The organism is Variovorax sp. PBL-H6, from assembly GCF_901827155.1.
Classification (GTDB): Bacteria; Pseudomonadota; Gammaproteobacteria; order Burkholderiales; family Burkholderiaceae_C; genus Variovorax.
Genome location: NZ_LR594659.1, coordinates 2,843,676 through 2,865,320, shown reverse-complemented (window position 1 = coordinate 2,865,320; position 21,645 = coordinate 2,843,676). Strand labels below are relative to the sequence as shown.

The following is a 21,645-nucleotide window of genomic DNA, read 5'->3' as shown; positions in this document are numbered from 1 at the left end:
GGGTATGCAATCCGCCAGCCTCGCCAGAGCCAAGATCCAGGCGCCTCGCTTCCGCAGAGGACTGATCGAGCGCCGCGAACTCGAACAGCGACTCGGCGACGCACTGACGAGCCGCCGCCTGGTCCTGTTGGTGGCGCCGGCGGGCTACGGCAAGACGGCTGCGCTGTCGCGGCTGCTGCAGCGCCCCACAGCAGCCTGTGCCATCGCCTGGCTTACCGCGGACGAACAGGACGATCTTCACCGCTTCCTCTCTCACCTGATCGAAGCGCTGGAGCCCCTGGACCCACCATGGCGACTGGCGCCGGATGCCCTGTTCGAGCTGGTGGCCCATGGGAGGCTGCGTGAGGCGGTGTCCGCATTCGCCGGCACGCTCGAAGCCACCGACGTGCCGAATCGCGGCGTGATCGTGCTGGATGACATGCATGCCGTCCCGGACGCCCGCGTGTTCGAGTTCCTGGGCCACCTGCTCGAAAAGCTCCCGCAGAACTGGACGCTCGTCATCGCGTCGCGCGTGGAGCCCCCAATGGCCCTGGGGCGCTGGCGTACGCTGCGCGAGGTGGCCGAGTTCGACGAGACGCTCCTGGGCTTTTCCAGAAAGGAAGTGGAGGACCTGTGGCGCCACGCCACCGGCCGCGACGACCCCGAGCAGGCGCAGCGCCTGCTCGACCGGACCCAGGGCTGGGCCGCAGGCCTTTGCCTGAGCCTTGAAACCTCGGAGCGATCGGCCGCCGCCGCCCCGAAAAGCGTCTGGCACAACCGCCGCCACCTGTTCGACTACTTGGCCAGCGAAGTCTTCGATCACCTGCCGCGCGAGCTGCAGGGGTTCCTCCTGCGCTGCTCCTTGCTTCCGGAGCTGACGGTGCAGCGCTGCGAGCAGATCAGCGGCACTCAGCGCGCAGCCCGGTTGCTGGAGGAGCTCGAGCGCCGCCGGCTGTTTGTCTCCGTGCTCGACAGCGAGGAACTGACGCTGCGCCTGCATGACCTTTTTCGCGATTTCCTCGAGGAGCGCCTGCGCCAGCTCCATCCGGAGGAGGTGCCGGCGCTGATGCACCTTGCCGCCGAGGGCGAAGCCGATCCCGTGCGCCGCACGCTCATGTATTTGCGCGCGGGCGCCTGGAACGAGGCCCAGCAGTGTCTTATGGAGGCAACGGCAGACATGCTGGCCGGCGACAAAGGCGGCCAGGTGATTCGCCTCCTCGAGCAGTTTCCTGCCGACGTTCAGGCTCGGTCGCCTGTGTTGACCTATGTCCGGGGATGGTGCGCCTGGCCGCACTACCAGTACGACCAGGTGCGCTCGGCCATGGCGCATGCCGCGACCGGATTCGATGCGCTGGGGCGGCACGACGACGCCCAGCGGACGCGGGCGATGCAGGCGCTCGCAACCTTCTTCTGTGGCGATATGGAAGATGCCCGGCGCCTGGGTCAGGCGGTGCGGGCCCGGCCCAGCGACCATGAAACCAAGATCCTCAGCGAACTCCTCGACTTCTGGTACGAGGCCTACCACGGGCCGGTCGATGGGCCCGGCCATCGGCTTGCCAGGATGGTCGACTTGCTGCTGCAAGGGGCCGGTGCAGAGCTGTGGTTTCGCTGCATGCCCCGCATCAATCTGCTCATCAGCCGCCCCGGCGTGAGCGCGCAGCTCCAGCGCATGGTTCACGGCGCCAGGGCGGCTAGCGGCGCGGGGCACTGGTCGCTCCAAGCCACCGTGAACCTGCTGGAAGCCTGGCTGTTTCTCTGGCAAGGCAGGGTCTCCGAGATGGAGGTCGCGTTCCACAGGATCCAGGAAGATTCCCAGTGGCTTGGCCAGCCCGCAGGCTTGCGCATTCGCCTGCTCGCACTCAAGGTCAACTATGAGGTGATCTGCAACGACAGGGATGCCGTGCGGTCGACCGGCGATGCCATCGCCACGCATGCGTCTCTACTGGGTCACTCCAGCGATCTGGCCCAGATCGTTCTTGGCACCGCCACGAGGTCCTCTGCCGCCATCGGAGACTGGCCAGCCGTGCGCATGCGCTTGCCTGCCTTGGTCGAGTTCGGCCCCAAGAACCCCAGCATCCAGATGTTCATACGCACCTTCAGGGCGCAGCTGGCCTTCCAGGAAGGGAAGCTCGGCGAGTCTCTGGCGATGCTGCGCGAGCTGGCGATGAGTTCAGCGCTGCTGGACACAAGCTGTCTCGATGCCCTGGTCCGAACGCGGCTGGCGCTCGCCGAGCTCGCAGATGGTTCACCAGCAGCAGCCTGGCAAGCGCTGGAGCCCTTGGTCGAGCGAGTGGTCGCCAGCGGCGACGTCGGCCAGGTCCTGATCACAGGCGTGCAGACCCTGACAGAGCTGTCGCTTGCCCCCTGGGGCACGGCCGCCCCCGAGGACGGGCTGGCGGCCTTGCGCCAATGGGTCGAGACTGCGCGGCGGTTCAAGACCGGCTCGCAGCAGGTTCCCCGCGCCTCGACAGCCAACAATGCCGGCCTGAGTGCCCGGGAACTTGAAGTGCTCGCGCTGCTGGCCGACGGGCAGAGCAACAAGCTGATCGCACGCGCCCTGGACCTGAGCCCCCACACCGTCAAGCGCCACGTTGCGCGAATCCTGGACCGGCTAGACCTGGCCTCGCGCATGCAGGCGGCCGAGTGGTACCGCACACGCTTCAGCGGTTGAGGGCGCCCGCTTGCAGGGCTCCGACCTTGTCACGGACAACCGTTCGCAGGGCTATAGTCTTGCTCATCCATGCAGTCCGCCAGCCTCGCCAGGGCCAAGATCCAGACGCCCCGCTTCCGCAGCGGCCTGATCGAGCGCAACGAGCTCGAACAGCAGCTCGGCCATGCTGTGGCAAACCGCCGGCTGGTGCTTCTGGTCGCACCGGCGGGTTACGGCAAGACGGCCGCGCTGTCGCGACAGCTGCAGCGGCTTCCGCCCGGCTGTGCCGTCGCCTGGTTCACCGCCGACGAAGACGACGATCTCCAGCGCCTGCTGGCCCACCTGATCGAAGCACTGGAACCTCTGGATCCGCCGTGGCGCCTGGCGCCCGAGGCTTTGTTCGAGCGGGTGGCCCAGGGCCGCCTGCGTGAGACGGCGATCGCGTTCCTCAGCACGCTCGAAGCCACGGAAACCCCCGGACACGGTGTGATCGTGCTGGACGATCTGCATGCCATCGCCGACGCCCGCGTGTTCGAGTTTCTGGGTCATCTGCTCGAAGGCTTGCCGCCCAACTGGACACTGGTGATTGCCTCGCGCGTGGAACCGCCGCTGGCGCTCGCGCGCTGGCGGTCACGGCGGGAACTGGCCGAGTTCGACGAGACTGCCCTGAGCTTCTCCAAGAAGGAAGTGCAGGACCTGTGGCGCCATGCCACAGGCGAGGACGATGCCAAGCAGGCAGATCGCCTTCTCGAGCGGACCCAGGGCTGGGCCGCGGGACTCAGCTTGAGCATCGAAGCCTCGCAGGGGTCTGCTGCCAGAACGCCAATGGACCCGCGGCACAGCCGCCGCCACCTCTTCGATTACCTGGCCAGCGAAGTCCTCGAAGACCTGCCTGGCGAACTGCAGGCGTTTCTGCTGCGTTGTTCGTTTCTGTCCGAACTCACGGTGCCGCGCTGCGAGCAGGTCAGCGGCAACCCCCGTGCGGCCGAACTGCTGGAAGAGATCGAGCGCCGCCGCCTGTTCAGCTCGGTGCTCGACGGCGAGGAGCTGACGCTGCGCCTGCACGATCTCTTCAGAGACTTCCTGGAGGAGCGCCTGCGCCGGCTTCATCCCGAGGAAGTGCCGATGCTGCTGCGCCGAGCGGCACAGGGCGAAGCGGATCCCCTGCGGCGCACGCTCACGTACCTGCGCGCGGGCGCCTGGGACGATGCCGAACAGAGCCTGGCCAGCGGGACGGCCGATATGCTGGCCGACGACAGAAGCGCCCAGATCCTTCGCATCATCGAGCAGTTTCCGGCCGACATCCAGGCGCGCTCGCCCGTGCTGGCCTATGCCCGAGGCTTGTGCGCCTGGCCCCGCTACCAGTACGCCACGGCGCGGTCGAGCATGGAGCACGCCGCGGCCGGCTTCGACGCACTGGGGCGCCATGACGATGCGCAACACGCCCGGGCGATGCAGGCGCTGGCCATGATCTTCTGCGGCCAGATGCAGGCTGCACGGCGCCTCGGGCAGGCAATTCGTTCTCGGCCCATGGACCTGGAAACGGAGACGCTCAGCGAGGTGATCGACTTCTGGTACGAGGGCCATCACGGCCCTGTCGACGGACCCGGCCATCGCCTTGCCAAGGTCGTCGATCTGCTGACCCGAGGGGCCAGCGCCGAACTGTGGTTTCGCTGCATGGCGCTCTTCAACATCTTCATCGGCCGCCCCGGCGTGAGCGCCCAGCTTCAACGGCTGCTCCGCGGTGCCAGGACCGCCGCCGGCGAAGGGCATTGGTCCCTGCACGTGATGGAAGCCTGGCTGCTGCTCTGGCAAGGCAGGATCGCCGAGCTGGGAACGGTGCTGCAGGACATCGAAGAAGACTCCCGCTGGCTCGGCGAGCCCTCGGGCTTGCGCATCCGGCTCGCGACGCTGAAGGTCATGTACCAGGTCGCCCGCGGCGACATGGACGACCTGCGGGCGACGCGCGACGTCATCGCCGCGCACACTTCCTTGCTGGACCGCTCCAGCGACATGTATCTCGCAGTCCTCGGGATTCTCGTCAAGGCTTGCGTCGCCCTCGAGGACTGGACGAGCGTGCGCACGTACCTGCGCACGTTCCACGTCGAAGCCGGCCGTGAAAATCCTGGCACCCAGATGCTCATAGACAGCTTCAAGGCGCAGTTTGCCTTGCACGAAGGACGCATCGGCGAAGCCTTGACGATGCTTCGCGAGCTGGTGACGAGGTCTTCCCTGCTCGACACGGTCTACCTGGATGTCACGGTGCGAACGCAGCTGGCGCTCGCCGAGTTGGCCGATGGTTCGCCGGCTGCTGCCTGGCGAGCGCTGGAGCCGCTGGTCCGGCAGGTGACGGCCAGCGGCAATGTGGGCCAGGTCCTGATCGTCGGCATGCCGGTCCTGTCGCGGCTGTCGCTCGCCTCGTGGGACGGCGCCGCGTCCAAGGAAGGGCTGGCGGTCCTGCGCCAATGGGTCGAGACGGCCCGGCACTTCAAGGTCGGCGCGCAGGAAAAACCGCGTAGCCCGGCAGCCCAGCAGGACGCCGGCCTGAGTCCGCGAGAACTCGAAGTGCTCGCGTTGCTGACTCATGGCCAGAGCAACAAGCTGATCGCCAGGACACTGGACCTGAGCCCGCACACCGTCAAGCGCCATGTCGCGCGCATTCTCGACCGGCTCGACCTGGCCTCGCGCATGCAGGCCGCCAACTGGTACCGCGCGCACTTCGGCGGCGGGTGAACCCACGGCGTTGCTGCTCGAGTCTCTGCAGAAGGCCGGGCTATCGTCTTGCAGGCATCATGGGATAGTCAGTTTTCGATATGCAGTCCGCCAGTCTCGCCAGAGCCAAGATCCAGACACCCCGTTTCCGCGGCGGCCTGATCGAACGCGGCGAGCTCGAACAGCGGCTTGGCGACGCGCTGGCGAGCCGGCGGCTGGTGCTTCTGGTGGCGCCGGCGGGTTATGGCAAGACGGCCGCGCTGTCGCGACAGTTGCAGGCGCTTCCGGCGGGCCGTGCGATTGCCTGGCTCACCGCCGACGAGGACGACGATCTCCAGCGGCTCCTGGCCCACCTGATCGAGGCGCTGGAGCCGCTGGATCCACCGTGGCGCGTGGCGCCGGAGGCCTTGCTTGCGCTGGCGGATCAAGGCCGCCTGCGGGACGCAGTGCCTGCCTTGCTCGGCACCCTCGAAGCCACCGACGCGCCGGACGGCGGCGTGCTCGTGCTGGATGACCTGCATGCCGTCGCGGACGCACGCGTCTTCGACTTCCTGAATCAGCTTCTGGAAGGCCTGCCGCAGAACTGGACGCTCGTGATTGCGACGCGCGTGGAGCCGCCGCTGGCGCTGGGCCGATGGCGGGCGCGGCGCGAACTGGCCGAGTTCGATGAATCCGCCTTGAGCTTTTCGAGGAAGGAAGTGGAGGACCTATGGCGCCATGCCACCGGCGCAGAAGACCAGGAGCAAGCCTGGCGCCTGCACGAACGTACCCAGGGCTGGGCCGCCGGGCTCAGCCTGAGCCTCGCAGCATCGGAACGCTCGGCCGCCACGGCGCCGGCGAGCGCGCGGCACAGCCGCCGCCACCTGTTCGAATACCTGGCCAGCGAAGTCCTCGACGATCTGCCGGGCGAGCTGCAGGAATTTCTGCTTCGCTGCTCGTTGCTGTCCGAACTCACGGTGACGCGCTGCGAAAAGATCAGCGGCAACCCGCGGGCGGCCCAATGGCTGGATGAAATCGGGCGCCGCCGCCTGTTCAGCTCCGTGCTCGACAGCGAGGAGCTGACGCTGCGCCTGCACGATCTGTTTCGCGACTTTCTGGAACAACGCCTGCGCACGGTCCACCCCGGAGAAGTAGCAATGCTGCTGCGCCGCGCGGCGCAGGGCGAAGCAGACCCGCTGCGCGGCACGCACCTGTACCTGCGTGCCGGCGCCTGGGAAGAGGCTGAGCAGTGCCTGGCCAATGCAACAGCAGACATGCTGGCCCGCGATGAAGGCGCCCAGGTGATTCGCCTCGTCGAGCAATTTCCGGCCGACATCCAGGCCCAGTCGCCCGTGCTGGCCTATGTCCGAGGCTGGTGCGCATGGCCGCGATTCGAGTACGCCACGGCACGGTCGTATATGGAGCAGGCCGCAGCCGGCTTCGATGCGTTGGGGAGGCACCACGACGCGCAACGGGCGCGGGCGATGCAGGCGCTGGCCATGTTCTTCGGCGGCTTCACGCAAGAGGCCCTGAGCCTGAGCCGGGCGGTCCGCTCCGGGCCCATGGACCTCGAAACCCAAACGCTCAGCGAGCTTCTCGGATTCTGGTACGAGGGCTACCACGGGCCGGTCGAGGGACCCGGCCACCGCCTTGCGAAGGTGATCGACCTGCTGGAGCAAGGAGGGAGTGCCGAACTGTGGTTTCGCTGCATGACCCGCGTCAATACGTTCATCAGCCGCCTGGGCGTGAGTGCGCAGCTCCAGCGCATGATCAACGGCGCCAGAGCAGCCACTGGCGAAGGGCGCTGGTCTCTGCAAGCCACAGCGAACCTGATGGAGGCCTGGCTGGTCCTCTGGCAAGGCAAGGTCTCCGAAACCGAGGCAGCACTCCAGAGAATCGAAGAAGACTCTCGCTGGCTGGGCCAGCCAGCAGGCTTGCGCATGCGGCTGCTGTCATTGAAGGCCGTCTACCAGGTGACGTGCGATGAGAGGGAGCCTGTGCGCCAGACGTGCCAGGCCATGGCCAGCCATATCTCCTTGCTCGATCGCTCCAGCCATCTCCCGCTGGTGTACCTCATCGTGATCATCGTGGCCTCTGCGGCCGTCGAGGACTGGCCGACCGTGCGCATGCACTTGCCCACGCTGCGACTTGCGGTCGGCAATGAAAAGCCGGACGTGCAGATGCTCATCCACAGCTTCGACGCGCAACTGGCTTTTCAGGACGGACGCCTCGGCGAGGCCCTGACCGGGCTTCGCGCCCTGGTGGAGCGCTCGGCGGTACTCGATACGCTCTTTGTCGATGGCACGGTCCGGACCCGTCTTGCCCTCGCCGAGCTCGCCGATGGTTCGCCGGCAGCAGCCTGGCAGGCGCTGGAGCCCTTCATCGAGCGCATCGAGCGCAGCGGCAATGTCGGGCAGGCCCTGTTCATGGGCGCGCAGGTGCTCACCAAGCTGTCGCTCGCCCCTTGGAGAAGTGCAGCGCCCAAGCAACGAGTGGCCATCTTGCGTCAATGGAAGGAGACCGCGAGGCGGTTCAAGGCCGGCGCGCAGGAGGAACTGCCTGCTGCGAGCACGCGGCACGATGCGGGCCTTACCGGCCGGGAACTCGAGGTTCTTGCCCTGCTGACCGACGGCCAAAGCAACAAGCTGATCGCACGCACCCTGGACCTGAGCCCGCACACCATCAAGCGGCACGTCGCCAGCATTCTCGATCGGCTCGACATGGCCTCGCGCATGCAGGCTGCCAACTGGTATCGCGCGCGCTTCAGCCAATTTCCTGGCGCTGTCGCAGGGCTGTAACCCGTATCACAAGCGAGTGCCTGCAGGGCTATAGTCCTGCTTCCGATGCCATCCGCAAGCCTTGCAAGAGCGAAGATCTCTCCACCTCAACGAGGTGCCGGCGCAGCAGTGGCACCCCCTGCCCTTCCCCAGTGCCGCCATGGAGGCCCAGCGGATCGGCGCTCCCCTTCTACTCGGTTATCGAGGATATGCATGCAAGACGGCCTTGCCCGACTGATCGAACTGGCCGCAGCCCTGCCGTTGCTGCCGGCTTGCAACCACTTCTACTTCCTGCGCCACGGCCAGACCGCAGGCAATGCACAGCGGATCTTCCAGGCCGTCGACGCTCCGCTGAGCACGCTCGGCCTGCAGCAGGCGGCGCGCGCTGCCGAGCGGCTGGCGGGCGAGCCGATCCGCAGCGTGGTCTGCAGTGACGCCCGGCGCGCCTTCGACACGGCTCACACGGTCGCGGCCGGCCTGGGCATCGCTCCACTGCACTTCGAGAGCCTGCGAGAGCGCAACTTCGGCGCCCTCATCGGGACTTCCTCGGCCGAACTGGACTGGGCCTGCGAACCCGAAGGCGGCGAAACGCTGGCCGAGTTCGTCCTGCGCAAGCGGGCCGCGCTGGAGGCGGCGCTCGCCCACCCAGCGCCGGTGCTGATCGTGGCCCATGGCGGCTCGCTCCACGTGCTGGTGGCGGCGCTCGGCATTGCGCCGGAGCGCAGCGTGCTCGGCAACGCGCAGCCCTTGCGCTTCGAGCGAAGCGGTCCTACATGGACGGTGAGGCCGCTCCTGCACCATTCGGATGGTGGGGCCGCGTTGGCCTGAACGGCTCCCGAAGCCGCCCGAATTTGCCCATGGACTTCAAGAACTATTACCAAGCGCTCGGGGTCGAGCGCGGCGCGACGGAAGAGGACATCCGCAAGGCCTACCGCAGGCTCGCGCGGAAGTACCACCCGGACGTCAGCAAGGAGCCTGACGCTGAGCGGCGCATGCGCGAGATCAACGAGGCGAACGACGTGCTGCGCGACAAGGAGAAGCGCGCCGCCTACGACGCACTGGCAGATCAGGTCGCTCGAGGCCACCAGGCGGGCGCTGGCGCCGGCGATGGCTTCCAGCCGCCGCCGGGCTGGGACGAGGGCTTCGAGTTCCACCGCGGGCCGGGGCAGGGGCCGGCAGACCATGCCGAGTTCAGCGAGTTCTTCTCGTCGGTCTTCGGCGCCGCCGAGCGCCGCGGCGCCCAGCGCCGTCAATACCGGGCACGGGGCGAGGACCACCACGCGGCGATCGAGATCACGCTGGAAGATGCCCTGAAAGGCGCTGAGCGCGAGATTACCCTGCGATCGCAGGAGCTCGACGACCAGGGCCGCCCCCAATGGAACACCCGGACGCTCGCCGTGAAGATCCCGCCCGGCGTGCATCCCGGCCAGTACATCCGGCTCGCCGGCCAGGGCATGCCGGGGCATGGCGGCGAACCGGCGGGCGACCTGTACCTCGAGGTGCGCATCGCGCCGCACACGCTTTATCGCATCGAGGGACGCGACCTGTACATGACGCTGCCGGTCACGCCGACCGAAGGCGCGCTCGGCGCACAGGTGAAGGTGCCCACGCCCGGCGGAGGCATCGTCGAGGTCACGGTGCCGCCCGGCGCCCGCAACGGCCTCAAGCTGCGGCTGAAGGAGCGCGGCCTGCCCGGCCAGCCGCCTGGCAACCTGTACCTGCTGCTGGAGATCGCGCTGCCGCCAGCCCAGACCGAAGTCGCGCGCAAAGCCTACGAGCAGTTGGCACAGGCCGCCCCTTTCGATCCGCGCCGTCATCTGGGAGTCTGACGTCATGGCCAGCCCATCTTTCGACACCATCCCTCTGGGCAATGCCCATCCGCTGCGTGCCGGCGAGCTCGCGCATGCCTGCGGCGCCGAGATTGCGTGGGTCGTTCAACTCGTCGAGGTCGGCATCATCGAGGTGCGCGGCCCCGCCGAACGCCCGGACGACTGGTGCTTCCACAGCGCCGACCTGCAATGCGCACTCGATGCGCGCCGGCTGGAGCGCGACTTCGGAGTCGGACTCGATGCCGCGGCGCTGATCCTCGATCTCGAGCATGAAGTTCGACGGCTCAAGGCCCTGCTGGCTGCGCGGGGCCTCGGCCGGGAGATCTGACATGCCGGTGGTCTGCGACCAGTGCGGAACCGGGAACCGCGAGAGCGCCAAGTTCTGCAAGGGCTGCGCGGCGAAACTGCCGTCCTTCGCGGCCACCGGCCCGTCCGCACTCCAGAGCATGAAGGCGCTGCGGACCCCGCACGCGCCGCCACCCCCGGCCGTGCCGACGCCAGGCATGCTGCCGATCGAGACGCGCGCTTTCTGGATCCGCTTCGCCGTACTGTCCGTGGTGATCACCACGGCCTTCGTCAGCTGGTATGCCTACGTGACCCGCAAGGTGCCGCCGAATCACGCGCCCGGCCGGCCCCCGGCGATCGCCACCGCGGCTATCCCGCAGGCGCGGGCAAACGTCGCGGCAACGCCCAGCGCGCCCGCCGACTACGAGAGGCCTCCTCCTTCCGAACCGGTGCGCCCTGCGGAGGCGCTGGGCCCCGCCGAGAGCCTGGTCGCCCCGGGGCCCGCGCAAGGCGAACTGGTGCAAGTGACGCCGCCGCCGCGCCGCGGCAACGATTCGCAGACCGTGCGCACGGAAGAGTCGCGCAAGGTCGTGGCGCGCCCAAGCGTGGCCGACCCGCGACCCGGTTGTGCGCATCTGAATTTCATCGCGGCCTCGCGCTGCGAGGCGGCCCAGTGCGCCAAGGCACAGTACTACAGGCACCCGCATTGCGATGCAGTACGCGAACAGACGCGCCGCGACGTGGCGCGGCGCAATCCGCTGCAGCTCGGGTACTAGCGGGCCGTAACAGCCAATTGAGGAGTGCCTGCCCTGCCCTACTCGGCGTGTGCGGTTACGCCGAACAGCGTGTCGATCGCGCTGCGCGCATCCGCCCGCAATTCCTCGACGGCATCCTCGCTGCCCGACAGGTGACGCAGCAGGTAATGCTGGAACAGCCCATCGAACAAGGCGTAGAGCACCGACGGCGACAACGCCAGCGGCACCTCTGCCAGCGCCGAAAAGCGCCGCATGACGCGCAGGACCATGTTCTCCAGGCTCTTGTCGATGGCGGCCACGTCGGCGCGAAAGGCGTCCGCGAACAGCGCCTGGGCGCGCAGGTCGTACCACAGCCGGTGCATGTGCGCCTCGTCGCGCAGGGTGTTGCCCAGGGCGCGCAGGAAGCCTTCCATCATCTCGTCGTAACTGGCGGCATCCGCGGTCACGCGGTCGTATCGGGTGACGCACCGCGCCTTGTACTGGCGCACGCTGCAGACAATCAGGTCGACCTTGTCGCTGAAGTAGTAGTGAAGCACGCCATGCGAGAACTCCGAGTTCTGAGCGATCTCGCGCAGGCTGGTGCGGGCATAGCCCAACGCGGCCAGCGTCTGCAGCGCGGCCTCGCCGAGTTCGGCGCGCCGTTCGGCGAACTTGTCCACGCGCGTGCGCGGCACACGATCCGCCTGCTTTTGTCGTTGTGAAGCCATGGCCGACGATTGTTGGAACAGGTGCCCAGATCCGAAAAAGAATAGCACGCGGTCCTGTGCGCCAAGCTGACTTGCGATGATCTCCCCGAGGTTTTTTGACAGTCGGCCAGGCACTCAGGCCACGAGCGCCACTGGCACCGGCCCACGCGCACCGACCAGTTCCAGCACGCGGTCGCCAGACACCGTCTCTTGCGCCAGGAGCTCCTCGGTCAACGCGTCCAGCGCCCGGCGATGTGCGCGCAGAACATGTTGGCACTGAAGGTTCAGCGCCTCGAGCAGCTGGTTGGCCTGGCGCACCGCGGCCGAGATCTGTCGTGAGGCGTGCTGCGCCGGCAGCGCGCCTATGCTGAAGAGCGCGCCGTCCTGGCCGAAACCGTAGCGCCCCACCATGTCGAGCGCCAGCCTGGAGGCCTGCTGGAGATCCTGGCTGGCCCCGCTCGATGCTTCGTCGAAAACGGCCAGCTCGGCGTTGCGTCCGCCAAGCAGCATCTGGATGTGCTTCTCCATGTCGCTCCTGAGCACGAGCGTCTGGTCCTCTTCCTGCGTGACGAGCGTGACTCCGAGCGCGCCGCCGCGCGGCAGGATGGTGACCTTCTCGACCTTGCCGTAGCCCAGCGCCGCCGAGACCAGGGCATGCCCGGCTTCATGCACCGCGATGTAGCGGCGCTCGCGCTCGCCCAGCGCGCGCTGGGCCCCGTTGAGCTCGCCGATGCGCGTCGTCTCGATGGCTTCCATCAACTGGCCCATCGCGACAGCGCGACTGCCTGCGCGCGCGGCCACGAGTGCGGAATGATTGACGATGTGCGCGATGGTGGCCGGGGACAGGCCGGTGGTCAGTCGGGCGAGCTGCTCGTGGTCGATTGCGCCTTCGGTGCGCAGCTTGCCGGTGTACAGCCTGAAGATCGCGCAGCGATCGCGCACGTCGGGCAGCCTGACGTGGACACGTCGGTCGAAGCGGCCTTCGCGCAGCAGCGCCTCGTCGAGATGCTCCTCCAGGTTCGTGGCGCCGACCACGATCACGCCCTCGTTCGCGTCGAACCCGTCCATCTCGACCAGCAGCTGGTTGATGATGCGGTTGCTTTCCGATTCGGCCGGCCCCGCGCCCGACGAGGTGCGCTTGGAGATGCCGTCGAGCTCGTCGATGAACAGGATGCAGGGCGCATTCTTGCGTGCGGTTTCGAAGAGCTTCTTGACCTTTTGCACGCCCACGCCGTAGAACTTCGACGTGAATTCGCTGCCGTTGGTAGCGATGAAGTTTGCGCCGCACTCGCCCGCCAGCGCCTTCGCCAGGAGGGTCTTGCCGACACCCGGGCCCCCTAACAGGAGCACGCCGCATGGTGCCCGCGCACCGATGGCGCGGTAGCGGCTCGGGTCCTTCAGGTAATCGACGATGTCCTGCAGCGCATGCTTGGCCTCGCCAGCACCAATCACATCGTCGAAGCCGACGCCGGCAGGCTTCTCGACCAGCTTCGCTGCGCCGCCGATCGAGTCGCGCATGGTGTAGACCACGAGGGCGAGCAGGAAGAGGGGCAGGAAGATGGCGGCCAGGTCACGTGCCGTCGTGAGCGCACGGCTGTCCGCGGCAGGCGCACCGACTGTGCTGTCCGGCAGCACGACGAGCTGGAAGGGATGGACGCCGGCTTCCTGGGCCTGCGAGATGACCAGCGCGGCAAAGGAGCCGCGGCCATCGACGACAAAGTAGCGTTCGCCGCCGGTGGTGGAGACAAGAAGCGCATTCGGCGCCAGGCCCACGGCGTCGACATGGCCGGCACGCAGGTCACGCAACAGGTCGGAGCCATCCTTCTCGAGCGCTGTCCACGCATCCGGCGTGCTGCGCATCGCGCGGGCCGGCCCGTCCAAGGCTTGGACGGCTGGCGCAGGCCGAAGCAGAAAGAACATGGCTGCGCCGGCGAGTGCGGCAAAGGCAAGGACGAGTGCAAGGCTCAGCCGGGGCTTGGAGCGGAGGAGTCGGTGGAAATGCTTCATGGAGAAAAGACGCGGTCGTGAGGCCGGATCGTAGGCAATCGCACGGGCGCAAAGCGGCAGGGACGACGCGGCGTGCAGGTAACAGCCGGCGTGCGTGCAATTGTTGGCGCCCCTGCGCGTTGCGCTGGCGCATCTCGGCCTGCGGCTCGCTCTCGCCGCGCGCGGCGACCCGGGCTGACCGCGGCAGGCACCGCCGCCGCGACCAAGGAAACTCAGCCGGCCTTCTGCACCAGCTTGATCACGCTGGAGAAATCCAGGGACCCGTGCCCCGCCAGGCTATGGGCGGCGTACAGGTTGCGCGCCAGCCCGCCCAGCGGCGTGGCTGCGCGAACGGCTGCCGCGTTTTCCTGCGCCAGGCCAAGGTCCTTGAGCATGAGGTCGGTTCCGAAGCCGCCCGCGTAGCCCTTGGACGCCGGCGCGCTCTCCATCACGCCCGGCAGCGGGTTGTACTTCTCGAGCGCCCAATTGCCGCCCGAACTGCGGCGCATGATCTCGGAGAGCACCTTGGGATCCAGCCCATTGGCAACACCGAGTGCGATGGCTTCCGACGTGCCGATCATCAGGATGCCGAGCAGCATGTTGTTGCAGATCTTGGCCGTCTGGCCCGCGCCGGCCTCGCCGGCGTGGAAGATGTTGGCGCCCATCTTCTCCAGCACCGGACGCGCGCGCTCGAGGTCGGCTGCGGCGCCGCCCACCATGAAGGTCAGCGTCCCCGCGATCGCGCCACCGGTGCCGCCTGAAACTGGCGCATCGAGAACCGCGATGCCCCGTTTCGCGCCGGCTTGCGCCAGCTTGCGTGACGTGGCCGCGGCGATGGTGCTGCTGTCGATCACGAGCGTGCCCGGCGCAATCCGCTCCAGCAGCCCGGACTGGCCCTCGCTGCCGAAATAAAGCGATTCCACGTGCTGGCTCGCGGGAAGCATGCTGATCACCACCTCGGCGCCGGCCAGCGAGTCGGCGGCGGACGGCGCAATGGACACGCCCTCTGCGCCGAGCTTCCTGCAAGCCTCTGCCGAGAGGTCGAAGGCGCTCAGCCCGTGGCCGGCCTTGTGCAGGTTGTGGGCCATGGGGGCGCCCATGTTGCCCAGGCCGATGAATGCGATCTTCATTTGTTGTCTCCAGTGGATGCGGATAGCGGACGCACAGGGCGGCCCCTTTTTTTACACGAGCTCTGCGAGCTCCTGTGGCATTTCGCCACGTGGCCTCAAGTGGTCCTCGACGAACTCCTGCGTGATCTCTTCGAGCGTGGCTGGGCTCCACTTCGGGTTGCGGTCCTTTTCTATGAGGAGTGCGCGGATGCCCTCCGCGAAATCCTTGTGCGCGCAGAAGCCCAGCGAGGCCCGGTACTCGAGGCGGAACACCTCTGCCAGCGACATGCGGGTCACGCGCTGCCACAGCGCGAAGGACACGGCGGCGGAGCTGGGCGAGCCTTTCGTGAAGGTCTGGGCCGCGCCTTGCAGCCACGGATCCTCCGACTTCAGCGCGCGCAGGCGCTTCGCGATGTCCAGCAGGTCGTCGCCCGCCATCAGTTCGTTGATGGTGTCGAAATGCTCGCGCACTTTCGACGGCTGGGCGTCCGTGCCCTGGCCTGACCGTGCGAGCAGGCGCGAGAGCGTGGCCCGATCCGCGTCGGCCTCGACGCGCCAGGCCGCCGCCGCAATGGCATCCACCAAATGCGCCTTGCGCTCGTGCGGCACCACGATGTCCGCCAATCCGCAGAAGATCGCATCGGCCGCATTGAGGGGCGCCGCGGTCAACGCCAGGAACAGGCCCACCCGCCCTGGCATGCGCCGCAGGAACCAGCTGCCGCCCACGTCGGGGTACAGGCCGATGTTGATCTCGGGCATCGCGACGCGGCTCTGCGGTGTGACCACCCGGTGCGAGGCACCCACCATCAAGCCCACGCCGCCGCCCATCACGATGCCGTGGCCCCAGCACAGCAGGGGCTTCGGGAAGGTATGGATCAGGTGGTCGAGCACATACTCCTCACGAAAGAAATCCTCCGCATAGGTGTTGCGTGCCGGTCCGCACACCAGGAGTGTCTGATAGAGCTGCCGCAGGTCGCCACCGGCGCAGAAGGCCTTTTCGCCCGCCGACTGCAGCAGCACGCCGGCCACGGAAGGGTCCTGCGCCCATTCACGCAACTTCGGCGTCAGCAGCCGCACCATTGCCACCGAAAGCGAATTGAGGGAGGTCGGCGCATTGAGGGTGGCGACGCCGAAGCGCAGGCCCCCGGCGGTCTTGATTTCATCGAAGAGAACTACTGGGTCGGTCATGTTTCAGGTGCGGGGTTTGCGTCCGGAACGCAGACTCCCTGCGTTCGGCTGTCCGATTTTCGATGTCAGGCTCAGCGAATATCGCCATCGCCCTCCAGCAGCTTGCGCGAGACGATCACGCGCATGATTTCGTTGGTGCCTTCGAGGATCTGGTGCACGCGCGCATCGCGCACCAGCCGCTCCAGCGGAAATTCGCTCAGGTAGCCGTAGCCGCCATGCAGCTGGAGCGCCTCGTTGCAGACGTTGAAGCCGGCGTCCGTGGCAAAGCGCTTGGCCATGGCGCAATAGGTGCTGGCATCGGCATGGCCCGCGTCGAGCTTGCTTGCCGCCAGCCGCACCATCTGGCGCGCGGCCACGAGTTCGGTCGCCATGTCGGCCAGCTTGAACTGCAGCGCCTGAAAGCTCGCCAGCGGCTTTCCGAACTGCTGGCGCTCGTGCAGGTAGCGCCGCGCTGCGTCGAGTGCACCCTGAGCCGCGCCGACCGAGCAGGTCGCGATGTTGATGCGGCCGCCGTCCAGGCCCTTCATTGCGATGCGGAAGCCCTCGCCCTCCACGCCCAGCAGGTTCTCGGCCGGTACCCGCACATTGTCGAAGCTGATGGTGCGAGTGGGCTGGCTGTTCCAGCCCATCTTGTGTTCCTTCTTGCCATAGCTGATGCCGGGCGCATCGGCCGGCACCGCCATCGCCGAGATGCCGCCCGCGCCGCCGCCGCCGGTGCGGGCCATCAGCACCAGCACGTCGGTCGCGCCGGCGCCCGAGATGAAAGCCTTGCCGCCGTTGATCACGTACTCGGCACCCTCCAGTTCGGCGCGCGTCTTGAGCGCGCCGGCATCCGAGCCGGCGCCGGGCTCGGTCAGGCAGTAGGAAGCCAGCTTGCGGCCGCTGGTCAGGTCGGCGCCCCAACGCTCGCACACGGCCGGCGTGCCCCAGGTGCCGAGCATCCACGTGGCCATGTTGTGGATGGTGATGAAGGCCGTGGTAGAGGGGTCGACCGCCGCCATTTCCTCGAAAACCAGCGTGGCATCGAGGCGCGGCAGCGCCAGTCCCTCGATGCGCTCCGGCGCATACAGGCCGCAGAAGCCGAGCTCGCCGGCCTTGGCGATCGCCTCCTTCGGGAAGATGGCTTCCGCATCCCACCGCGCGGCATGCGGAGCGAACTCGGCGAGCGCGAACTCGCGCGCGGTGCGGGCGAAGGCGCGCTGCTCCTCGGAAAGTTCGAAGTCCATGCAGCCTAGACTACTTCAGGCTGATCGTGGTGTTGAGGCCGTGCGCCGTGGCGTCGTCGAACCAGCGTGCCGTGACGGTCTTGGTCTGCGTATAGAACAGCACGACCTGCTTGCCGTAGGGCCCGAGGTCGCCGAGCTTCGACGCGCGCGAGCCGGTGAAGGAGAACATCGGCACCGGCACCGGGATCGGCACATTGATGCCCACCTGGCCTACGTCGATGTCTTCCTGGAAGCGCCGCGCCGCCGCGCCAGACTGCGTGAAGATCGCGGTGCCGTTGCCGTTCGGGTTGGCGTTGATCATCTCGATCGCCTCGTCGATGCTCTCGGCACCCGCCACGCACAGAACCGGCCCGAAGACCTCCTGGTCATAGATCGTCATGCCCGGCTTGACGCCGGAGAAGATGGTCGGGCCGACGAAGTTGCCCTTCTCGTAGCCCGGCACCGTGGGCTTGCGGCCGTCGAGCTCCAGCGTCGCACCCTCGGCCACGCCGCGCTCGATCAGGCCGGTGACGCGCTCGTAGGCCGCGCACGAGACCAGTGGGCCCACGTCCACGCCCTTCTCCGTGCCGGCGCCCATCTTCAGTGACTTCGCCTTCTCGACCAGTTCGGGAATCCACTTGCGCGCATCGCCCACCAGCACCGCGACCGAGACCGCCATGCAGCGCTGCCCCGCCGCGCCAAAGCTCGCGCCGACAAGGGCGTTGAGCGACTGGTCCTTGTGCGCATCGGGCATGACGATGGCGTGGTTCTTCGCGCCCATCATGCATTGCACGCGCTTGCCGGCCAGCGTGGCGCGGTTGTAGACGTGGGTGCCGACCCTGGTCGAACCGACGAAGGAGATCGCCTTGATGTCCTTGTGGTCGCAGATCGCGTTGACCACGGCCTCGCCGCCATGCACGACGTTGAGCACGCCCGGCGGGATGCCGGCCTCCAGCGCCAGCTCGGCGAGGCGCATCGTCACCATCGGGTCCTGCTCCGAGGGCTTGAGCACGAAGGTGTTGCCTGTGACGATGGCCATCGGGAACATCCACAGCGGGATCATGGCCGGGAAGTTGAAGGGCGTGATGCCCGCGCACACGCCCAGCGGCTGCAGCAGCGTGTAGGTGTCGACCCCGCCTGCGACGTTGTTGGCCATCTCGCCGAGCTGCAGGTTGCCGATGCCCGCGGCATGCTCGACCACCTCGAGGCCACGGAACACGTCTCCCTCGGCATCGGGCAGGGTCTTGCCCTGCTCGGCGGTGAGGATGGCGGCCAGCTCGCCCATGTGCTCGCGGATCAGCTGCTGATACTTGAGGAAGATGCGCGCGCGGGCGCCGATCGCGGTCTTGCGCCAGGTCTTGAAGGCGTGCTGGGCCGAGGCGACGGCGGCATCGACCTCTTCCTGCGTCGCAAAAGGCACGCGCGCCAGCACTTCCTGCGTGGCGGGGTTGACGATGTCGCGCCATTCGCTGGTCTTTGACTCGATGAACTTGCCGCCGATGAGCAGCTTGACGGTGGCGACCTCGGTCGCGGGGGTTGTGGTGGCATCCATGGTTTGTCTCCGGGGTTGGGGCTTCGATGCCATGCTAGCTTTGCACTTTTGCCATGGCAATAGACAAATGTGCACCGAGCATCTGCATAATCGCAACGCATGGATTGGGACAACCTGCGTTTCTTCCTGGAGCTGGCACGCAGCGGCACGCTGGTGAGCGCGGCGCGCCGGCTGACAGTCGATCACACGACAGTGGCGCGGCGCATCCAGGCGCTGGAGAAGGAGATCGGTACCGCCCTCTTCGCCCGCGAAGCCGCCGGGCATCGACTGACGGAAGCCGGGCGGCGGCTGCAGCCGCAGGTCGAGGCCATGGAAGGGGCCTTCCTCGCGATCGAGAGCGCGACGCCGGGGGCACAGGAGGGCTTGTCGGGCCTGGTGCGCATCGGTGCCACCGAGGGCTTCGGCACGGTGGTGCTCGCGCCAGAGCTCGCGCGGTTCGCGCAACAGCATCCCAGGCTGGTGATCGATCTGCTGGCGATGCCGCGGCTGGTGCACCTGTCACGCCGCGAGGCGGACATCGTGATCTCGCTGGAGCGCCCGGCCCGGGGCTCGGTGGTGGTCACCAAGCTGACCGACTACGTGCTCCGGCTCTACGCGTCCGTGGACTATCTGGCCGCGCACCCGCGCATCGCCTCGCGCGAGGATTTGCGGGGCCACACCTTCATCAGTTATGTCGACGACCTGCTGTTCAGCAAGGAACTGCAGTACCTGGACGAGCTGTACCGTCCGGACGCGTTCGCACTGCGCAGCACCAGCATCCTGGCCCAGCACCACGCGGCGGCAGCCGGCACGGGCATCGCGGTGCTGCCCGCTTTTCTTGCCGGGCGCGATTCGCGGCTGCGGACCGTGCTGCCAGGGGAGGCGAACTTCACGCGCACGTTCTGGATGTCGATGCCGGCCGAGAGCAAGCACCTGGCGCGGATGCAGGCGGTCTGGGGCTTTCTGCGCGAGACGGTGGAGGCGCAGCGGACTGTCCTGCTGCCACCCGAGGCCTGAACCCCTTCCGGGGGGCGGCAATAGAGCCAAGTACACGCCTCAGGAGCCGTCCATTGGCTCGCCATTGGCTCTTGATTGGCCTAGGCACCACGCGCTGGACGGGGAACACTGGCGTCAGACCCTCAAGAGTATCCAGACCCGCGCGAGATGACGGGTACGCGCCGGTCAAAACTCCCAAAAATCATGCATGTCATCGACCACTCCACCCTGCCTCGCCTCCACGCCGAAGGGCGGCAGCGCTTTGCCGCGGTCCATCGAGGCCTGGGTTTTGCGCCTTTCGAGCTCTGGATGGAAGTCCTCGAGATCGACGCACGCGTCGATCTCCAGCCCATCGAATGTGCCCGGGTCGTGCTCGTGCTCTCCGGCCACGGCAAGCTCGTGGTCGACGGCGCGGCCCAACGCTTCCACGCCCCCTGCAGCCTGGTGCTGCCCGCCGGGATCGACAGCCAGGTGGTCAATATCGGGGCTGAAGCCATGCAACTCGTGACAGGTTTCACACCGGCCGCGGCGGTATCAACTCAGGCTTGAGTCTCGGGCCGGACCATGGCCCTTGTGCCTTGGCCCTCCGATCACGCCGAAGTGGCTCCTCCGGGCGATGTAGTGAAAACCTGAAAACCAAATACTTCGATCATGCGCAGGAAAGAGATGAATCCGGCGCCCCACTGATCGGAGATTGTCATGAGCTCAGCCGCTGCGACCTCGCTGGATAACCTGCATTCCAGCCTTCAGCCCTTGCATCAACTGCGGCCCACGAGGTCCCGCATCTCTGCCTTTCTGCAATCCGTGCTACACCAAACCGCCGTCCGGTCCGTCGAGATCTGGCACAAGCTCTCGCGCAAGACCCAGATCCTGCTTGTCGCCCTGTCCATGACCTTTTCCAGCTTCGGTCTTTCGATGATCGTGGCCGCCCTCTCGCGTTGATGCTCAGCGCGTGCGCGCCGGCGGAACCGGTGCGCTCTTGCCCTTGGCGCCGGGCACGCCGCTTGCCGCCTATGGCTGAGTCACTCACCAACAGACCCAGCCATGACCGCCGAACCAATATCTCTTGCCTGCGCGACCGCGCGCGCCTACGACTTCCTGATCGTCGGCGGCGGATCCGCGGGTTGCGTCCTCGCCGAGCGGCTCACCAGCCAGCTCGGCCTGCGTGTTCTGATCATCGATCGAAGGCCACCCATCGGCGGCAACGCCTACGATCATCTGGACGAGCACGGCGTCATGGTGCACCGCTACGGGCCGCATATCTTTCACACCAATTCGCTCGAGATCCTGGACTATCTTTCGCAGTTCACGCAGTGGCGACCTTATGAGCACCGGGTGCTCGCGCAGGTCGACGGGCAGCTACTGCCCATCCCCATCAATCTCACGACGATCAACGGGCTCTTCGGCCTTCAGCTCGACGCAGCGGGTGACGCAGCGCTTCCTTGCCGAGCGCGCGTCGCCCGGGATCGAGATCAAGAGTTCGCGCGACGTCGTGATCAGCCAGGTGGGCGAAGAGCTCTACCGCAAGTTCTTCGAAGGCTACACCCGCAAGCAATGGGGCGCGACGCGTCCCTGCTCGACCGATCGGTGACTTCACGGGTGCCCACGCGAACCGACGACGACGACCGGTACTTCCAGGACCGCTACCAGTGCATGCCGCTGCACGGCTACACGCGCATGTTCGAACGCATGATCGCGCACGAGCACATCGACTTCCTGCCGCAAGCCGATTTCGCGCAGGTTCGGCCCCCAGGCCGATGCAGATCGCGAGGATCTGCGCGTGCGCATGGAGTGCGCGGACGCCACCGATGGCTTGGGATCACCCTGCTCGCCAAGTGCAGCGCTGCCGCCGAAACGGTGGCCCTCGCCGCGGCGGACCGCGATTTCGCTGGGCCTCTTCCGTAACGACGAAGCGCAGCACGCGCAGATTCTGGTGAGCGCCCTTGAAACGCTGGGCGACATGGTGCGGCGATGAAAT

17 protein-coding genes are annotated in these 21,645 nt (G+C 67.3%); 11 read left to right on the top strand and 6 right to left on the bottom strand.

Annotated features, from left to right (window positions below; genetic code table 11):
- Positions 1 to 4 precede the first annotated feature (4 nt).
- The 7 genes from G3W89_RS13530 to G3W89_RS13500 all read left to right on the top strand — a co-directional run bounded on the left by G3W89_RS13530 (position 5) and on the right by G3W89_RS13500 (position 10,987).
- A complete protein-coding gene (locus G3W89_RS13530; protein WP_162574562.1) occupies positions 5 to 2,650 on the top strand; it encodes a helix-turn-helix transcriptional regulator in 2,646 nt (881 codons plus the stop codon).
- Positions 2,651 to 2,719: 69 nt separating this feature from the next.
- Positions 2,720 to 5,362: a helix-turn-helix transcriptional regulator gene (locus G3W89_RS13525; protein ID WP_162574561.1), complete on the top strand. Its 2,643-nt coding sequence runs from the start codon at positions 2,720 to 2,722 to the stop codon at positions 5,360 to 5,362.
- An 80-nt stretch (positions 5,363 to 5,442) separates the two neighbouring features.
- Positions 5,443 to 8,118 (top strand): helix-turn-helix transcriptional regulator, encoded by a 2,676-nt coding sequence (locus G3W89_RS13520; protein WP_162574560.1) that lies wholly within the window; start codon positions 5,443 to 5,445, stop codon positions 8,116 to 8,118.
- A gap of 192 nt (positions 8,119 to 8,310) precedes the next feature.
- Positions 8,311 to 8,925, top strand: a complete 615-nt coding sequence (locus G3W89_RS13515; protein WP_162574559.1) for a histidine phosphatase family protein — start codon at positions 8,311 to 8,313, stop codon at positions 8,923 to 8,925.
- A 29-nt stretch (positions 8,926 to 8,954) separates the two neighbouring features.
- Positions 8,955 to 9,926, top strand: a complete 972-nt coding sequence (locus tag G3W89_RS13510; protein WP_162574558.1) for a DnaJ C-terminal domain-containing protein — start codon at positions 8,955 to 8,957, stop codon at positions 9,924 to 9,926.
- A gap of 4 nt (positions 9,927 to 9,930) precedes the next feature.
- The gene (locus G3W89_RS13505) at positions 9,931 to 10,254 is read left to right on the top strand and encodes a chaperone modulator CbpM (protein ID WP_162574557.1); all 324 of its coding nucleotides are present in this window, start codon (positions 9,931 to 9,933) and stop codon (positions 10,252 to 10,254) included.
- A gap of 1 nt (position 10,255) precedes the next feature.
- Complete coding sequence (locus G3W89_RS13500; protein ID WP_162574556.1) at positions 10,256 to 10,987, top strand: hypothetical protein; 732 nt, start codon at positions 10,256 to 10,258, stop codon at positions 10,985 to 10,987.
- Positions 10,988 to 11,025: 38 nt separating this feature from the next.
- Here G3W89_RS13500 and G3W89_RS13495 read toward each other — a convergent pair whose 3' ends face one another.
- The 6 genes from G3W89_RS13495 to G3W89_RS13470 all read right to left on the bottom strand — a co-directional run bounded on the left by G3W89_RS13495 (position 11,026) and on the right by G3W89_RS13470 (position 18,692).
- Entirely contained in the window at positions 11,026 to 11,673 is a 648-nt protein-coding gene (locus G3W89_RS13495; protein ID WP_162574555.1) for a TetR/AcrR family transcriptional regulator, read from the bottom strand.
- A gap of 114 nt (positions 11,674 to 11,787) precedes the next feature.
- Positions 11,788 to 13,572 carry an ATP-dependent metallopeptidase FtsH/Yme1/Tma family protein gene (locus tag G3W89_RS13490; RefSeq protein WP_162574554.1) on the bottom strand — a complete coding sequence of 595 codons (1,785 nt, stop codon included), beginning with the start codon at positions 13,570 to 13,572 and terminating at the stop codon, positions 11,788 to 11,790.
- 299 nt (positions 13,573 to 13,871) lie between these two features.
- Positions 13,872 to 14,768, bottom strand: a complete 897-nt coding sequence (mmsB, locus tag G3W89_RS13485; RefSeq protein ID WP_162574553.1) for a 3-hydroxyisobutyrate dehydrogenase — start codon at positions 14,766 to 14,768, stop codon at positions 13,872 to 13,874.
- A 51-nt stretch (positions 14,769 to 14,819) separates the two neighbouring features.
- Positions 14,820 to 15,935 (bottom strand): enoyl-CoA hydratase/isomerase family protein, encoded by a 1,116-nt coding sequence (locus G3W89_RS13480; RefSeq protein WP_162574552.1) that lies wholly within the window; start codon positions 15,933 to 15,935, stop codon positions 14,820 to 14,822.
- 71 nt (positions 15,936 to 16,006) lie between these two features.
- The gene (locus G3W89_RS13475) at positions 16,007 to 17,161 is read right to left on the bottom strand and encodes an acyl-CoA dehydrogenase family protein (protein WP_162574551.1); all 1,155 of its coding nucleotides are present in this window, start codon (positions 17,159 to 17,161) and stop codon (positions 16,007 to 16,009) included.
- A gap of 10 nt (positions 17,162 to 17,171) precedes the next feature.
- A complete protein-coding gene (locus G3W89_RS13470; RefSeq protein ID WP_162574550.1) occupies positions 17,172 to 18,692 on the bottom strand; it encodes a CoA-acylating methylmalonate-semialdehyde dehydrogenase in 1,521 nt (506 codons plus the stop codon).
- Positions 18,693 to 18,791: 99 nt separating this feature from the next.
- On the opposite strand from G3W89_RS13470, the gene G3W89_RS13465 reads away from it, so the two are divergent.
- The 4 genes from G3W89_RS13465 (at position 18,792) to G3W89_RS13450 (ending at position 21,572) form a co-directional block, all read left to right on the top strand.
- Positions 18,792 to 19,688: a LysR family transcriptional regulator gene (locus G3W89_RS13465; RefSeq protein ID WP_162574549.1), complete on the top strand. Its 897-nt coding sequence runs from the start codon at positions 18,792 to 18,794 to the stop codon at positions 19,686 to 19,688.
- Positions 19,689 to 19,835: 147 nt separating this feature from the next.
- Positions 19,836 to 20,216, top strand: a complete 381-nt coding sequence (locus G3W89_RS13460) for a cupin domain-containing protein (RefSeq protein ID WP_162574548.1) — start codon at positions 19,836 to 19,838, stop codon at positions 20,214 to 20,216.
- Positions 20,217 to 20,366: 150 nt separating this feature from the next.
- Positions 20,367 to 20,609 (top strand): hypothetical protein, encoded by a 243-nt coding sequence (locus G3W89_RS13455; RefSeq protein ID WP_162574547.1) that lies wholly within the window; start codon positions 20,367 to 20,369, stop codon positions 20,607 to 20,609.
- Positions 20,610 to 20,711: 102 nt separating this feature from the next.
- On the top strand, positions 20,712 to 21,572 hold the full coding sequence (locus G3W89_RS13450) for an NAD(P)-binding protein (protein ID WP_232076522.1): 861 nt from the start codon (positions 20,712 to 20,714) through the stop codon (positions 21,570 to 21,572).
- Positions 21,573 to 21,645 lie beyond the last annotated feature (73 nt).

What these genes read in the sequence shown, in the direction of transcription:
- G3W89_RS13475 (WP_162574551.1), bottom strand. Translation starts at nt 17,161, where the DNA reads ATGGACTTCGAACTTTCCGAGGAGCAGCGCGCCTTCGCCCGCACCGCG.
- G3W89_RS13495 (WP_162574555.1), bottom strand. Translation starts at nt 11,673, where the DNA reads ATGGCTTCACAACGACAAAAGCAGGCGGATCGTGTGCCGCGCACGCGC.
- G3W89_RS13500 (WP_162574556.1), top strand. Translation starts at nt 10,256, where the DNA reads ATGCCGGTGGTCTGCGACCAGTGCGGAACCGGGAACCGCGAGAGCGCC.
- G3W89_RS13465 (WP_162574549.1), top strand. Translation starts at nt 18,792, where the DNA reads ATGGATTGGGACAACCTGCGTTTCTTCCTGGAGCTGGCACGCAGCGGC.
- G3W89_RS13505 (WP_162574557.1), top strand. Translation starts at nt 9,931, where the DNA reads ATGGCCAGCCCATCTTTCGACACCATCCCTCTGGGCAATGCCCATCCG.
- G3W89_RS13520 (WP_162574560.1), top strand. Translation starts at nt 5,443, where the DNA reads ATGCAGTCCGCCAGTCTCGCCAGAGCCAAGATCCAGACACCCCGTTTC.
- G3W89_RS13490 (WP_162574554.1), bottom strand. Translation starts at nt 13,572, where the DNA reads ATGTTCTTTCTGCTTCGGCCTGCGCCAGCCGTCCAAGCCTTGGACGGG.
- G3W89_RS13455 (WP_162574547.1), top strand. Translation starts at nt 20,367, where the DNA reads ATGAGCTCAGCCGCTGCGACCTCGCTGGATAACCTGCATTCCAGCCTT.
- G3W89_RS13460 (WP_162574548.1), top strand. Translation starts at nt 19,836, where the DNA reads ATGACGGGTACGCGCCGGTCAAAACTCCCAAAAATCATGCATGTCATC.
- G3W89_RS13480 (WP_162574552.1), bottom strand. Translation starts at nt 15,935, where the DNA reads ATGACCGACCCAGTAGTTCTCTTCGATGAAATCAAGACCGCCGGGGGC.
- G3W89_RS13515 (WP_162574559.1), top strand. Translation starts at nt 8,311, where the DNA reads ATGCAAGACGGCCTTGCCCGACTGATCGAACTGGCCGCAGCCCTGCCG.
- mmsB (WP_162574553.1), bottom strand. Translation starts at nt 14,768, where the DNA reads ATGAAGATCGCATTCATCGGCCTGGGCAACATGGGCGCCCCCATGGCC.
- G3W89_RS13470 (WP_162574550.1), bottom strand. Translation starts at nt 18,692, where the DNA reads ATGGATGCCACCACAACCCCCGCGACCGAGGTCGCCACCGTCAAGCTG.
- G3W89_RS13510 (WP_162574558.1), top strand. Translation starts at nt 8,955, where the DNA reads ATGGACTTCAAGAACTATTACCAAGCGCTCGGGGTCGAGCGCGGCGCG.
- G3W89_RS13525 (WP_162574561.1), top strand. Translation starts at nt 2,720, where the DNA reads ATGCAGTCCGCCAGCCTCGCCAGGGCCAAGATCCAGACGCCCCGCTTC.
- G3W89_RS13450 (WP_232076522.1), top strand. Translation starts at nt 20,712, where the DNA reads ATGACCGCCGAACCAATATCTCTTGCCTGCGCGACCGCGCGCGCCTAC.
- G3W89_RS13530 (WP_162574562.1), top strand. Translation starts at nt 5, where the DNA reads ATGCAATCCGCCAGCCTCGCCAGAGCCAAGATCCAGGCGCCTCGCTTC.